Source organism: Cohnella caldifontis (assembly GCF_029360585.1).
GTDB classification, from domain to species: domain Bacteria; phylum Bacillota; class Bacilli; order Paenibacillales; family Paenibacillaceae; genus Cohnella; species Cohnella caldifontis.
Window position 1 is genome coordinate 22,206 of sequence record NZ_JAQZSJ010000021.1, and the last position, 13,591, is coordinate 35,796.

The 13,591-nt window shown below is 61.6% G+C and carries 11 protein-coding genes; 10 read left to right on the top strand and 1 reads right to left on the bottom strand.

Features of this window, described 5'->3' with window-relative positions:
• Positions 1-27 precede the first annotated feature (27 nt).
• From glmU to PTZ19_RS21660, 3 genes are all read left to right on the top strand, one after another.
• On the top strand, positions 28-1,434 hold the full coding sequence (gene glmU / locus PTZ19_RS21650; RefSeq protein WP_276357720.1) for a bifunctional UDP-N-acetylglucosamine diphosphorylase/glucosamine-1-phosphate N-acetyltransferase GlmU: 1,407 nt from the start codon (positions 28-30) through the stop codon (positions 1,432-1,434).
• Between the two features lie 91 nt (positions 1,435-1,525).
• Positions 1,526-2,482 (top strand): ribose-phosphate diphosphokinase, encoded by a 957-nt coding sequence (locus PTZ19_RS21655; RefSeq protein WP_276357721.1) that lies wholly within the window; start codon positions 1,526-1,528, stop codon positions 2,480-2,482.
• A gap of 69 nt (positions 2,483-2,551) precedes the next feature.
• On the top strand, positions 2,552-3,190 hold the full coding sequence (locus tag PTZ19_RS21660; protein ID WP_276357722.1) for a 50S ribosomal protein L25: 639 nt from the start codon (positions 2,552-2,554) through the stop codon (positions 3,188-3,190).
• Positions 3,191-3,306: 116 nt separating this feature from the next.
• Here PTZ19_RS21660 and PTZ19_RS21665 read toward each other — a convergent pair whose 3' ends face one another.
• Complete coding sequence (locus PTZ19_RS21665; RefSeq protein ID WP_276357723.1) at positions 3,307-3,507, bottom strand: hypothetical protein; 201 nt, start codon at positions 3,505-3,507, stop codon at positions 3,307-3,309.
• A 110-nt stretch (positions 3,508-3,617) separates the two neighbouring features.
• Here PTZ19_RS21665 and pth point away from each other — a divergent pair, with 110 nt between their 5' ends.
• From pth to yabN, 7 genes are all read left to right on the top strand, one after another.
• Positions 3,618-4,208: an aminoacyl-tRNA hydrolase gene (gene pth, locus PTZ19_RS21670; RefSeq protein ID WP_276357724.1), complete on the top strand. Its 591-nt coding sequence runs from the start codon at positions 3,618-3,620 to the stop codon at positions 4,206-4,208.
• Between the two features lie 79 nt (positions 4,209-4,287).
• Positions 4,288-4,518: an anti-sigma-F factor Fin gene (locus PTZ19_RS21675; RefSeq protein WP_276357725.1), complete on the top strand. Its 231-nt coding sequence runs from the start codon at positions 4,288-4,290 to the stop codon at positions 4,516-4,518.
• Positions 4,519-4,597: 79 nt separating this feature from the next.
• On the top strand, positions 4,598-8,125 hold the full coding sequence (gene mfd / locus PTZ19_RS21680; protein WP_276357726.1) for a transcription-repair coupling factor: 3,528 nt from the start codon (positions 4,598-4,600) through the stop codon (positions 8,123-8,125).
• Positions 8,112-9,224 (top strand): peptidylprolyl isomerase, encoded by a 1,113-nt coding sequence (locus PTZ19_RS21685; RefSeq protein ID WP_276357727.1) that lies wholly within the window; start codon positions 8,112-8,114, stop codon positions 9,222-9,224. The genes mfd and PTZ19_RS21685 overlap by 14 nt, the downstream gene beginning before the upstream one ends.
• Before the next feature lie 253 nt (positions 9,225-9,477).
• Positions 9,478-10,020, top strand: coding sequence for a stage V sporulation protein T (gene spoVT, locus PTZ19_RS21690; RefSeq protein ID WP_276357728.1), 543 nt, complete (start codon positions 9,478-9,480; stop codon positions 10,018-10,020).
• Positions 10,021-10,199: 179 nt separating this feature from the next.
• Positions 10,200-11,894, top strand: coding sequence for an oligosaccharide flippase family protein (locus tag PTZ19_RS21695; protein ID WP_276357729.1), 1,695 nt, complete (start codon positions 10,200-10,202; stop codon positions 11,892-11,894).
• Positions 11,895-11,901: 7 nt separating this feature from the next.
• Positions 11,902-13,386: a bifunctional methyltransferase/pyrophosphohydrolase YabN gene (gene yabN, locus PTZ19_RS21700; RefSeq protein WP_276357730.1), complete on the top strand. Its 1,485-nt coding sequence runs from the start codon at positions 11,902-11,904 to the stop codon at positions 13,384-13,386.
• Positions 13,387-13,591: the final 205 nt, after the last annotated feature.

Genomic DNA, 13,591 nt, shown 5'->3' on the forward strand with positions numbered 1-13,591 from the left:
ACAGGGACGGAAGGCAGGGGCGGCCCCATGAACAGGCTCGCGATTGTCCTGGCGGCAGGGCAAGGCAAACGGATGAAATCCAAATTATATAAAGTGCTGCATCCCGTGTGCGGCAAACCGATGGCGCAGCACGTGCTGGACGCGGTGCGGAAAGCGTCCTGCGGGCGGATCGTCGTGGTCGTCGGGCACGGAGCGGAGACGGTCCGGGAAACGCTGGAAGGCTCGGCGGAATACGCGCTGCAAGCCGAGCAGCTGGGCACCGGCCACGCCGTATTGCAGGCGAAACCGCTAATCGGCGGCGAAGAGGGGACGACGCTGGTCATCTGCGGCGATACCCCGCTGATCTCCACGGCCACGATCGAGGCGATGATGGACCGGCACGAGCGGGAAGGGGCGGCGGCCACCGTGCTGACCGCGATCGTTCCGGATGCCGCGGGATACGGCCGTATCGTCCGCGGGGCGGACGGCAGCGTGCAGCGCATCGTGGAGCATAAAGATTGCACGCCGGAAGAAGCGCGGATCCGGGAGATCAACACCGGCACTTACTGCTTTGACAACCGCCAGCTTTTCGAGGCGCTGGCCGAAGTGAAGAACGACAACGCGCAGGGAGAATATTACTTGCCCGACGTCATCGGCATCCTTCAGCGGAAAGGGAAGCGCATTTCGGCAAGTCTGCTGGAGGATCCGGACGAAGCGATCGGCGTCAACGACCGTGCCGCGCTTGGAGAGGCCGAACGGCTGATGAGGCAGCGCATTAACCGGACGCACCAGTTGAACGGAGTGACGGTGGTGGATCCCGCCGGCACCTATATCGACGCGGACGTCGAGATCGGGCCGGATACCGTGATCTATCCGGGCACGGTGCTGCGCGGCCGGACGGTCATCGGCCCGGACTGCGCGATCGGTCCGTCCGCCGACCTGAAGGACACGAAAGTCGGTCCCGGCAGCACGGTCCGGCAGACGGTGGCCGACGGAGCGGAGATCGGGGAAGGCAACCAAGTCGGTCCTTTCGCGTATCTGCGTCCGGGCACCAAACTGGGCCGCCAAGTCAAAGTCGGGGACTTCGTGGAAATCAAGAACGCCGCCGTCGGCGACGGCAGCAAGGTTCCCCACCTGAGCTACGTCGGGGACGCCGTGGTCGGATCGGGCGTCAACATCGGCTGCGGCGCGATTACCGCCAATTACGACGGGTATAATAAATCCGTGACGGAAATCGGCGACAACGCCTTTATCGGAAGCAACGTCAATTTGATCGCACCCGTGAAAATCGGCGAAGGCGCTTATGTCGTGGCGGGTTCCACCATCACGCACAACGTGGACGACCACGATCTGGCCATCGCCAGGACGCGCCAGGAGAACAAACCCGGCTACGCCCATAAAATCCGGGCCCGCGCGAAATCCATTCACGACAAGAGAAACGGCGAGCAGCATTGATAAATTAAGTCGCCGTCCCGGAATGGAAATTCGCCTCTTCGGGACGGAGGGCGCCTGACGCTCCGGCGACGGAAAGCGGGATGTTAGCACAGTGGCTTATCATGACGGAAATTTGAAACTCATTTCGGGCAGTTCGAACCCGGAGCTGGCGGAAGCGATCGCCCGCCATATCGGCGTGCCGCTGGGCGCGTGCTTGACCAAGCGATTCAGCGACGGGGAAATCCAGATCCGGCTTGACGAAAGCGTGAGGGGAACGAACGTCTTCGTCGTTCAATCCACGTCGGCTCCGGTAAACGAGAATTTGATGGAGCTGCTCGTTCTGGTCGACGCCCTGAAGCGCGCGTCCGCCAAGACGATCAACGTCGTCATCCCTTATTACGGATATGCCCGCCAGGATCGCAAAGCCAGGGCGCGCGATCCGATCACGGCTAAGCTGGTGGCCAATCTGATCGAGACGGCGGGAGCCGACCGGGTGATCGCCATGGACCTGCACGCGATGCAGATCCAGGGCTTCTTCGACATTCCGGTCGATCACCTGCTCGGCGTGCCCATCTTAGGGGATTATTTTTATGAGAAAGAGTTGGACGATCCCGTCGTCGTATCGCCGGACCACGGCGGCGTCGTACGCGCCCGCCGCTTGGCGGACACGCTGGAGGCGCCGCTGGCCATCATCGACAAGCGGCGTCCGGAGCCGAACGTCGTGGAAGTCATGAACATCATCGGGGACGTCTCCGGACGGACGGCGATCCTGATCGACGATATCATCGATACCGCCGGAACGATCGCGCTTGCGGCCCAAGCCTTGAAAGACGCGGGGGCTGTGGAAATTTACGCCTGCTGCACGCATCCGGTGCTGTCCGGCCCTGCCATGGAACGGCTGGAGAACTCCCCGATCAAGGAGATCGTCGTAACCGACACGATTCCGCTGCGGGAAGATCACGGGTGCTCCAAAATCCGCGTATTGTCCGTCGCGCCTCTCATCGGCGAAGCCATCAAGCGGATCCACGAGCAGAAATCGATCAGCAAGCTGTTCGAGCCTCATGTATAACTCCTTGCACGTTTAAGCGCCGCGGCCGAAGGGCAACAATAGGGTATACCTGCAAGGAGGGTGTTTCCTATGAACCTGACGCTGAAAGCCGAGAAGCGGGAAACCGGAAGCGGCAGCGCATTGCGCCGCCTGCGGCGCGGCGGGCTCGTGCCGGGTGTCGTTTACGGCAAGGGGCTTCCGGAACCGACGCCGGTTTCCATCCCGCTGAAGGACTTGCAAGCGGTGCTGAGAGCGAACCCGCATGCCGTGATCGAGCTCGAAATTCCCGGGCTCGGGCGGGAGCATGTCCTCATCTCCGAGATGCAGACCGAGCCGCTCAGCCGGGACGTTATGCACGTGGATTTTCACCAGATCAACATGAACGAGAAAATCCGGGCGCCGATCCGGCTGGAGCTGTCGGGCAAGTCGGTCGGCGAGAAAGAAGGCGGCCTGCTGCAGCTCGTCCACCATGAATTGGAGGTCGAGTGCTTGGCGAAGGATTTGCCGGATTTCGTCTCGCTTGACGTAAGCAATCTGCAGATGGGCGACAGCTTGACCGTCGCCGATTTGACGTTGCCGGCGGGCGTCCGGCCGATCCTCGACGAAGACGAGGTGCTCGTCACCGTGCTGGCGCCGCAGAAGGATCTCACGGAAGCGGAGGCGGAGGCGGCCGACGACAAGGCGGAGGAACGCGAGAATCAGGCGAAAGCCGCTCCGATGGTCGATTAACGGAACCCGAACCGACCGCGCGAAGGGAAGCGATGAAGGGCCGCGCCGTTGCTGGCGCGGCCCTTTGCGGTCTGCCAAGTCCCAGTCCCAGTCCCAGGCACTGGATTCAGACCTTCCTAATACCCCGGACGCGAAATGAAAGTAAACTGCTTGCGGTTGTAGAAGATATTGTTGACCTTCACGAATTCTTTGCCATAATATTCGATAAAACCGATGTCGCTGTGCTGACGTCCGAAATAGATTTGAATGGGTACTTCCGAAACCATATGATCGCGAAAATGCCGGTCTTCGAATATCATCTGGCCATTCAGATACATCCATTCACCCCTTTCCTTTCTGTGGTATCGACAATATTAGGACACGCAGGGTGCCGGAATCGTTGCATGGCGCGAATCATTTTTTTCGATGTATAGCGGAGGTAGAGGAGATGCGTTGGATCGTCGGGCTCGGGAATCCCGGGAAGGAATACGAAACGACCCGGCATAACGCGGGCTTTTTCGTCGTCGACGAATTGGCCCGCCGCTGGGGAGCGGGACCGTACCAGAACAAATGCAAAGCCTTGGCGGCGGAAGCGCGGGTAGGCGGGGAGAAAGTGGCGCTGCTCAAACCGATGACCTACATGAACTTGTCGGGGGAATCGGTCCGGGCTTTCATGGACTATTACAAAGCCAGCCTGGAGGACGCCATCATCGTATACGACGACCTCGACACCGAAGTCGGGCGGATCCGGCTGCGTTATCAGGGCAGCGCGGGCGGACATAACGGGATCAAGTCCATCATCCAGCATACGGGGACGCAGACGTTCAACCGCGTGCGGATGGGCATATCCCGTCCGAAGCCCGGCGCGGCCGTCGTCGACTACGTGCTGGCGCCCTTCGCCAAAGCGGAATGGCCCGAAGTGAAGCGGATGGTCGACGAGGCGGCGGACGCCATCGAATTCGCGCTCTCGCATACGTTCGAGCAAACGATGGCCAAGTTCAACGGACGGTCGGGGGAGTCGGGGTCTCACGGAACGTGACCGCTTAAAACGGTCCGGCGGCGGGCATACTAGGTGGAGTGCGGCAGCGCCGCATATCCCCTGATCAGGAGGCATACATATGGCTGTGAATTATGAGTGCCGACATTGCCGCATGCCGCTCGGACGCTTCGAGAACGGCCAGGTTTCCGAGTATAAGCTGGGCTTGCAATTCTTGACCCCCGATGAGCGGAAGCGTATAATAGCGTATAATTCTAACGGGGACGTAACGGTGAAAGTCATTTGCGACTATTGCAGCCAGACGCTCGAAGACCACCCCGAGCTCGCGCTGTTGTCCAATCCGCTCCAGTGAAGGTGCGGCGCCCTCGTTCCGTGATACGACCTTGGGCCTTGGCTTGTGCCGGGGTCTTTTTAGATTGGAGGAAACGTTAATGAACCCGCTGCTTCAAACGATTGCCGCGGATTCCGATCTGATCAGCGTCATGGACGGGATCCGGGGCGGCATGCGGGAGCAATTGGTCGCCGGCCTTTCCGGATCCGCGAGGCAGGTCGCCGTCGCCAGCCTGTTCCGGGAGCTGCAGAGGCCCATTCTGATCGTGACCCATAATATGTTCTCCGCGCAGAAGATGGCCGACGATTTGCAAGAATGCCTAAGCGAAACCGAAGTGCTCCTGTATCCGGCCAACGAATTGATCGCCGCGGAAACCGCGGTGTCCAGTCCGGAAATGTCCGCCCGGCGCCTGGAAACGCTGCTGAAATTGGCGGGAGGGTTCCGGGGCGTCTTGATCGTTCCGTACGCGGGGATCCGGAGGTTCCAGCCCGCGAAGCAGACGATGGCCGAATCCCGCATCGGGCTTGCGGCCGGCGCCGAACTGAGCTTGGAACGATTTTTGCGCGAAATGGTGGCTCTGGGCTACGAACGCGTGGACCGCGTCGAGCAGAAGGGCCATTTCAGCGTGCGCGGAGGCATCGTCGATTTCTTTCCGCTCGCGTCGCCCATGGCGTATCGGGTGGAATGGTTCGACGACGAGATCGACTCCATCCGCACGTTCGACCCCGCCGACCAGCGTTCGGTCGATAAGCTGGAAGCGTATTCGGTCGGTCCGTGCCGCGAATTGATCGCGGATCAGGCCCGGTTCTCGAACGCCGCGCAGCACGCGCGGGATTTGCTCGAGAAGCAGCTGGAGAAGATGACCGACCGCCAGGCCAAAGAGCGGCTGGAGTCCGAAATTTCCCGGGAAATCGACCTTTTGCGGCAAAATGTGTATTTTCCGGAAATCTACAAATATATTTCCTTGCTCTATCCGGAGCGCCAGACGCTGCTGGACTACGTGCCGAAGGATACCCTGGTGTTCCTGGACGAGCCGAACCGGCTGGCCGAAACGGCGAAGCAGCTGGAGCGGGACGAAGCGGAATGGAACACCCACTTGCTGCAGCAAGGAAAGTCGCTGCCCGGGTTCGCGCTCGCCGTGCCGACCGAGCAGGCGCTTTATCCGCGGCAGTTCCAGACCGTATATCTCTCGTTGTTCGTCCGGCAAATCCCGCATACGGCGCCGCAGAACATCGTGAATTTCGTCTGCCGCTCCATGCAGAATTTCCATGGCCAAATGAACGTGCTCAAGGCGGAAATGGAGCGTTGGCGGAAGAGCGGAGCCCGCGTCCTGATGCTGGCCGGCAACCCGGAACGGGCGGAGCGTCTCCGCCGGGTGCTGGACGATTTCCATATCGAGACGCCGGAAATTCTGATGGGCAACCTGCAAAGCGGCTTCGAGATGCCGTCCGTCCGCCTCGTGGTCATCACCGAAGGCGAGATGTTCACCCAGAAGCAGAGGAAAGCCCGGCGCGTCGACCGGCATCTGGACAATGCGGAGCGGATCAAGAGCTATACCGAGCTCAAGGTGGGCGATTACGTCGTTCACCAGAACCACGGGATCGGCAAATACCTCGGCATCGGCACGATGGAAGTGGCCGGGATTCACAAGGATTACTTGCACATCCTTTATGCCGGGGGCGACAAGCTGTCGGTCCCCGTGGAACAATTCGACCTGATCCAGAAATACATCGGCTCGGAAGAGAAGGAGCCGAAGATCAACAAGCTCGGCGGACAGGAATGGAACCGGGTCAAATCGAAGGTCCGCTCCTCCGTCAAGGACATCGCCGACGACTTGATCAAGCTGTACGCGGCCCGTCAGCAGGCTCAAGGGTACAGTTTCGGCCCCGATACGAACTACCAGCAGGAATTCGAAGCGATGTTCCCTTACGAAGAGACGGTCGACCAGCTCCGATCGATCCAAGAGATCAAGGCGGACATGCAGAAGCCGAGGCCCATGGATCGGCTGCTCTGCGGCGACGTCGGATACGGGAAAACGGAAGTGGCGATCCGGGCGGCGTTCAAGGCGGCGATCGAAGGCAAGCAGGTGGCCGTGCTGGTGCCGACCACGATCCTGGCCCAGCAGCACTACGAGACGTTCCGCGAGCGGTTTTCCGGCTATCCGTTCAACATCAAGGTGCTCAGCCGTTTCCGCTCCAGGAAGGAACAGAACGAGACGATCAAAGCACTCAAGGCCGGCACGGTGGACGTCGTGATCGGCACCCACCGGCTGCTGTCCCAGGACATCATTTTCAAAGATCTGGGCCTGCTCATCGTGGACGAAGAACAGCGGTTCGGCGTCACCCACAAGGAGAAGCTCAAGAAGCTCAAAACGAACGTGGACGTGCTGACCCTTACGGCGACGCCGATTCCCCGCACCCTGCACATGTCGATGCTCGGGGTTCGGGACTTGTCCGTCATCGAGACCCCGCCGGAGAACCGCTTTCCGGTGCAGACCTACGTCGTCGAGCACAGCCCGACGCTGATCCGCGAAGCGATCGAACGGGAATTGGCGCGGGACGGCCAAGTCTATTACTTGTACAACCGCGTGCAAGGAATCTATCAGATGGCCGAGCAAATCAGCGCCCTCGTGCCGGACGCCCGGGTGGCGGTCGGCCATGGGCAGATGTCGGAGCAGGAGCTGGAGCGGACGATTCTCGACTTCCTCGACGGGGAGTACGACGTGCTCGTCAGCACCAGCATCATCGAGACGGGCGTCGACATCCCGAACGTCAATACGTTGATCGTGCACGACGCGGATAAAATGGGGCTTTCCCAGCTTTACCAGCTGCGGGGGCGGGTCGGCCGTTCCAATCGGATCGCCTACGCTTATTTCACCTACCAGCGGGACAAAGTGCTCACCGAAGTGGCGGAGAAACGCCTCCAGTCGATCAAGGAGTTTACCGAACTGGGCTCGGGCTTCAAAATCGCCATGCGGGATTTGGCGATCCGCGGAGCCGGCAATCTGCTCGGCGCGGAGCAGCACGGCTTCATCGCCTCGGTCGGTTTCGACCTGTATTCCCAGATGCTGGCGGAGGAGATCAACCAGCGCAAGAGCGAGTGGGAAGGCGGCGAGGCGGTTCCCGCCCAGCCCGTCAACACCCAGCTCGACCTCGGCGTGGATGCTTATCTGCCGCCGGACTACATCTACGACAGCATCCAGAAGATCGAAATCTATAAAAAGGTGGCCGCGGCCGCTTCCCTGGACGACGTCTCGGACCTGTTCGACGAGCTGACGGACCGGTTCGGCGATCCGCCGAAAGCCGTGCTCAACTTGCTGGCCGTCGCCAGAATCAAGGTTTACAGCCGCCAATACGGCATCGAATCGATCATCCGCCGCGGCGACGAGACCGTCCTGAAATTCGAAGAACGCCGGGCCGGGGACGCCGATCCGGCCAAGCTCAAAGCGCTCGAGAAGAAATTCATGGGCAGGCTGCGGCAAACGGATGCCGCTGCGGCGGCCCCCGTCGTCAAGCTGCTCACGAAAGGGCTGGGCGAAGACGGCGTGTTGGCGCTCGTGGAGGATTTTCTGCTACAATACAAGGAAGTCCTAAAATCGAAGGGAGAACTTCAAGATGTTGCACCCTAAACGCGCCTTGCTCCGCCGGGCGTGGTTTGCCGCTTTGGCAGCGGTGCTGCTGTCCGCGCTGCTGGCCGGCTGCGGCAAGAAGAACGAGCAGGAATCCGGGCTTCCCGGCGCAGGACAAGGGGATGTCATCGCCACCTACGACGGCGGCCAAGTCACGCAGGGGGAATTCGATAAATACGCGTCCTTTATGGAATTGTCGGATCCGACGTACTCGATGTACCTGCAGATCCCGCAATTCAAAGAACAGCTTGTCCGCCAGTTCGCCCTTTACAAGGCACTCGCGGGACGAGCCACCGCCGACCAGCTGAAGGCGGCGGACGAGGACGTCAAAAACTTCGAAACGTCGTTCAATGACGCCGTGAAGCAAGACGCAACGTTAAGCGACCAAGTGAAACAGAAGAACCTGACGCTGGATGAAATGAAGCAGATCGTCAAGGCGATGTCTTCCGGCAGCCAGATCGCCAACGCGAAAAGCGGCGAATTCGGCAAAGCCGTGACGGATGCCGATATCAAGGCGGAATACGACAAGAACAAAGCCGATTATAACATCGTGACCGTCCGCCATATCCTGGTGGCCACGATGGACCAATCGACGGGCAAGGAGCTTCGCTCGGACGAGGATGCGCTGAAGCGGGCCAAAGAAGTGAAAGCCAAGCTGGAGAGCGGCGGGGATTGGAACGCCCTGGCCAAAGAATACTCCGACGATACCGGCTCGAAAGACAAGGGCGGCCTGTACGAGAAAGAGGAAGCAAAAAACTGGGTGGCCGAATTCAAGGACGCCGCCAACACGCAGCCGGTCGGCAAGATCGGCGACCCGGTGCAGACGCAGTACGGATATCATGTCATCAAGGTAGAAAACCGCGAGGAAACGCCTTACGACAAGCTGCAGCAGGCCGACAAGGACGCGCTCAAGCAGACGATCGTGGACGCGAAGGTGCAGGATTACCTGCAGAACGAAGAGAAAAAGCTGAACATTAAAGTCACGCTGCCCGCCGAGCCGTCGGCATCGCCTTCCGGTTCCCCGTCGGCTTCGCCGTCTGCATCTCCGTCGCCGTCCGCTTCTCCGGGCGCTTCGGCTTCGGCTCCGGCAAGCAAATAAATCAGCCGCATAAGATCGCAGCAATGCCTGCCGCTCCCCGATCCGGGGAGCGGTTTTTTCGTTTTGCGGCCGTCGGATTGGCACGTTCCCCCAGCGGTGGGCAAACGCATAAGAAAATGGGAGGGGTTGAATACTACACCTACGATTCCATGACACCTTTATTGAGCATCCGCGTTCGTTATACAGTCGGTACAACCACCCAACCGGCACCGCAGCAGGATCAAATCATCAACGAAAGTGGGGCATCGCAGCTATGAAAGCAACCGGGATTGTACGCCGCATCGACGACCTCGGCCGGGTCGTCATTCCGAAGGAAATCAGGCGGACGCTTCGCATCCGCGAAGGAGACCCGCTGGAGATTTTCGTGGATCGGGACGGCGAAGTCATCCTCAAGAAGTATTCCCCCATCGGCGAGTTGGGCGACTTCGCCAAAGAATACGCGGAGTCTTTATATGAGAGCACGGGGCATATTGCCATGATTTCCGACCGCGATTCGGTCATTGCGGTCGCCGGCGCTTCGAAAAAAGAGTATTTGGAAAAGCCGATCGGCGCGATGCTCGAGACGTGCATGGAGAATCGCAAAATCATGCTGGAAGCGGGAAGCGGCAGCTACGAGATCATGAGGGACGGAGGAGAAACTTACAGTTCTTTCGTCGCCGCCCCGATCGTCGCCGGCGGAGACCCGATCGGCACGGTCGTGCTGCTCAGCAAGGAAGAAGGCGTCTCCATGGGCGAAATGGAGAGCAAAATGGTGGAGACCGCCGCGGGATTCTTGGCGAAACAAATGGAGCAGTAACGGCATCCGAAGGCGATGCAGGCATCGGCTTCCCGGCGGATCTTCCGCGAGCGGGAAGCTTTTGCCGTTTCCTCCGGCCGTATCCGGATTCGTTTTTGCGGATGGACTTCGTATATAATGCGTATATGAAGACTATCGATCGCGACGGATGAAGGAACGGATGGGGAGAACTCGGCAAAATGGCGACGGAACGGGACGGCAAGGCGCCGGCAGGCGGAATCGTGCTGAAAGGAGCCGCCCTTCTGGGCGGGGCGGCGCTCTTGTCCAAGCTGATCGGGACCTTGCAGAAAATTCCGCTGCAGAACTTCGCGGGGGATGAAGTGTTCGGATTATACAGCGCCGTGTACGCGCTGGCCGTCATGTGGATGACGCTGGCGGCGGCCGGCGTCCCTACCGCGGTGAGCGTGCTGGTGGCGGAGCGGGAAGCGGAAGGGGACGAAACGGGCGCGCAGCGCGTGGTGCGGTGGTCGCTGGGCCTGATGACCGTCTCTGGGTTGGCCGCGTTCGCCGTCCTGCAAGCGGGAGCCGGTCTGTTCGCGAGAGGGATGGGCGCTCCGGAAGCCGCCGCGGCGATCCGCGCGTCCTCGATCGCGCTGCTGTTCTCGCCGGCCGTCGCGGTGCTCCGGGGATACCGGCAAGGGCAGATGCGCATGGGCCTTCCGGCCGTGTCGCAAATCGCGGAGCAGACCGCCCGCGTGGCTTTCATGCTGATCATGCTCGCATGGGCGATCGGAGCGGGATGGCGCGCGCCGGCTGCGGCCGCAGCGGTCCACGGAGGGCTCGCGGCGGGAGCGGCGGCGGGGCTTGCCGTCTTGCTCTGGCCGGAACGAAAAGGCGGCCGGATCGTCCGAACCCGGGGAACGGACGATCCCAAGCCCGCGCGGACGTGGCAATGGACGGAGCCGCGGACGGCCTTGGTCAAGCGGATCGCCGGCGTCGCGCTGCCGGTCGCGGCCGCATCGGTGGCGGCGCCGCTGTTCGGCCTGATCGACGCGTTCTCGATTCCGCGCTTGCTGCAGCAAGCCGGCGGCGCTGCCGGCACGGCTGCGGCCATGGCGGAGTATGGCATTTACAACCGCGGCATCGCCCTGCTGCAGCTCGTTCTGATGGCCGCGTCCGGGGCGGCCGCCGCTCTCGTGCCGGCCATGACTGCGGCCCGCGCAAGCGGTGTATCCGCCGGTCTGGGGGGATCGGTTGAACGCGCCGCGTTTCCCCTCCGCCTGGCATGGTGGTTCGGCGGCGCCGCCGCGGTCGGACTGGCCATTCTGGCGGGGCCGATCGACATCGCGCTGTTCTCGGACGATGCGGGCAGCGGAGCGATCGCGCTGCTCGCGCCGGCGGCCGTATTCGGATCGCTGCAGGCCGTCAGCGGGGGACTCCTTCAAGGGCGGGGGGATTTGCGGTCGCCCGCCGTGAACCTGGCGGTGGCGGCCGTATTCAAGCTCGCGCTGAATATGCTGCTTGTTCCCGCTTACGGCATCCAGGGCGCCGCGGCCGGGATGACCGCCGCTTACGCGGCAGCGGCGCTGCTGAACGCGCTGTCGCTGCGGGGGCGGATGAAGCTGCCGGGCTTCCGGCCCGATTCGGCCTGGCGGCCGGCCGCGGCGCTAGCCGCGATGGCGGCGGCGGTCGGGCTGGCCGAGCTGGCGCTCGGCGCCCTCACGCGCGGCTTGCCCGTCCGGGCCGCGGCGCTGCTGACGGCGCTGCCCGGCGTGGCCGTCGGTGCGGCGGTATTCGCCGCAGGGCTGGTCGCGGCGCGTGCCGTCGGCCCGCAAGAGTGGCGGGAGGTGCCCGGCTGCGCCGCGGGCTCCCGCATCGACCAATGGCTGGGGAGGCTGCGGAACGCCGCCTCGAAAGCGACAAGGGAAGGATGATCTTGGCATGACCGCAACGTTGACCGTCGTCGGACTCGGCTCCGGGGGCGAAGATCAATTGACGCTGGGCGTTCTGAAGGAATTGGAACGTTCCCGCGTCCGCTATGCGCGCACGGCGGACCATCCGGCCGTCCGCGATCTTCGGCGGAGGGGCATCGCGTTCGAAACTTTCGATTCCCTCTACGAAGCGAGCGACGATTTCCAAGAAGTGTACGAGTCCATCGCCGAACGGCTTCTTCGCGCGGCCCAAGAAGCGGACGGCGGCACGATCGTCTACGCCGTGCCCGGCCATCCGATGGTGGCCGAACGGAGCGTCCAACTGCTGCGCGAACGCGCCCCGAACCTCGGACTCGAGCTTCGCCTGATCGGCGGGGAAAGCTTCCTGGACGAAGCTTTCGTCCGGCTGGGCTTCGATCCGATCGAAGGCTTCCAGCTGCTCGACGCCTCCGATCTGACCCGCGAGCAGCTGCGTCCGCGCCTGCACACGGTCATCGGACAAGTCTATGACGCGTTCACCGCTTCCGACGTCAAGCTGTCGCTCATGAACGTGTACCCGGACGATTACCCGGTCGTCGTGGCGCAGTCGCTCGGCATCCCGGACCAAGAGCGGATCCTTACCGTCCCGCTGCATGAGTTGGATCGGCTCGAACGCTACGGCAATCTCACGATGGTATACATACGCGCGGATCGGGACGACCGCCTGCGCCGGAAATCGTTCGAACGGCTGCACGAGATCGTGGGCATCCTGCGGAGCCCCGAAGGCTGCCCGTGGGACCGCGAACAGACGCACCGGTCCATCCGCAAAAATTTCATCGAAGAAACGTACGAAGCCGTCGAAGCGCTCGACAACGACGATCCCGACAACATGAAGGAGGAATTCGGCGACGTCATCCTCCAGGTGCTGCTGCACAGCCAGATGGAGGAAGAGACGGGCACCTTCGACGTTTTCGACGTGCTGGCGGAGCTGAACGACAAGCTGATTTTCCGCCATCCCCACGTGTTCGGCGGGGAGAACGCCCAAGATGCCGAGGAGGCGCTCAAAAACTGGGAGCAGATGAAGGCGGAGGAAAAGCGGCGCAAAGGCGCGTCCGAGCGGACCTCGGTGCTGGACGGCATCCCGAAAGACCTTCCGGCGCTGCCCCGCGCGTACAAGCTCCAGAAGAAGGCGGCGGGCGGCGGCTTCGACTGGCCCGATCTGTCCGGCGTTTTCGACAAGATCGAGGAGGAGCTGAAAGAACTTCGGGAGGCGGCAGCGAACGAATCGGAGGAACGCCGCGCGGAAGAGCTGGGCGATCTCTTGTTCGCCGTCGTGAATGCCGCGAGATTCCTGAAGGCGGATCCGGAAGAAGCGCTGGCCCGCACGAACCGCAAATTCTCCTCCCGGTTCCGCTATATCGAAGAGAGACTGCGTATAAGCGGAAGAACTTTTGACGAGACTGATTTAGTAGAGATGGAAGAATGGTGGCAGGAAGCCAAAGTACGCCCGGAGTAACGCTCAGCGGCGCCCAGGGGTGGTTCTGAAGTCCCGTATTCGGCACATTTCTCGCAATTTCCGCCTGTTTCGAGAAAAATTTTGTTCAGCCGGCAGGATTTTTTTAGCAAAGAGCAGAATAGTAAACTTCGTGCTTCATCAATCAAACGCCGCGGCCCATAGGCGCCGGGCGAGGAATCCAAACGATGACTTAGGAGGAATTCAA

Excerpts from the sequence above, each read along its gene's own strand:
- glmU (WP_276357720.1), top strand. The coding sequence starts at position 28 with ATGAACAGGCTCGCGATTGTCCTGGCGGCAGGGCAAGGCAAACGGATG.
- PTZ19_RS21660 (WP_276357722.1), top strand. The coding sequence starts at position 2,552 with ATGAACCTGACGCTGAAAGCCGAGAAGCGGGAAACCGGAAGCGGCAGC.
- PTZ19_RS21665 (WP_276357723.1), bottom strand. The coding sequence starts at position 3,507 with ATGTATCTGAATGGCCAGATGATATTCGAAGACCGGCATTTTCGCGAT.
- pth (WP_276357724.1), top strand. The coding sequence starts at position 3,618 with ATGCGTTGGATCGTCGGGCTCGGGAATCCCGGGAAGGAATACGAAACG.
- PTZ19_RS21675 (WP_276357725.1), top strand. The coding sequence starts at position 4,288 with ATGGCTGTGAATTATGAGTGCCGACATTGCCGCATGCCGCTCGGACGC.
- mfd (WP_276357726.1), top strand. The coding sequence starts at position 4,598 with ATGAACCCGCTGCTTCAAACGATTGCCGCGGATTCCGATCTGATCAGC.
- PTZ19_RS21685 (WP_276357727.1), top strand. The coding sequence starts at position 8,112 with ATGTTGCACCCTAAACGCGCCTTGCTCCGCCGGGCGTGGTTTGCCGCT.
- spoVT (WP_276357728.1), top strand. The coding sequence starts at position 9,478 with ATGAAAGCAACCGGGATTGTACGCCGCATCGACGACCTCGGCCGGGTC.
- PTZ19_RS21695 (WP_276357729.1), top strand. The coding sequence starts at position 10,200 with ATGGCGACGGAACGGGACGGCAAGGCGCCGGCAGGCGGAATCGTGCTG.
- yabN (WP_276357730.1), top strand. The coding sequence starts at position 11,902 with ATGACCGCAACGTTGACCGTCGTCGGACTCGGCTCCGGGGGCGAAGAT.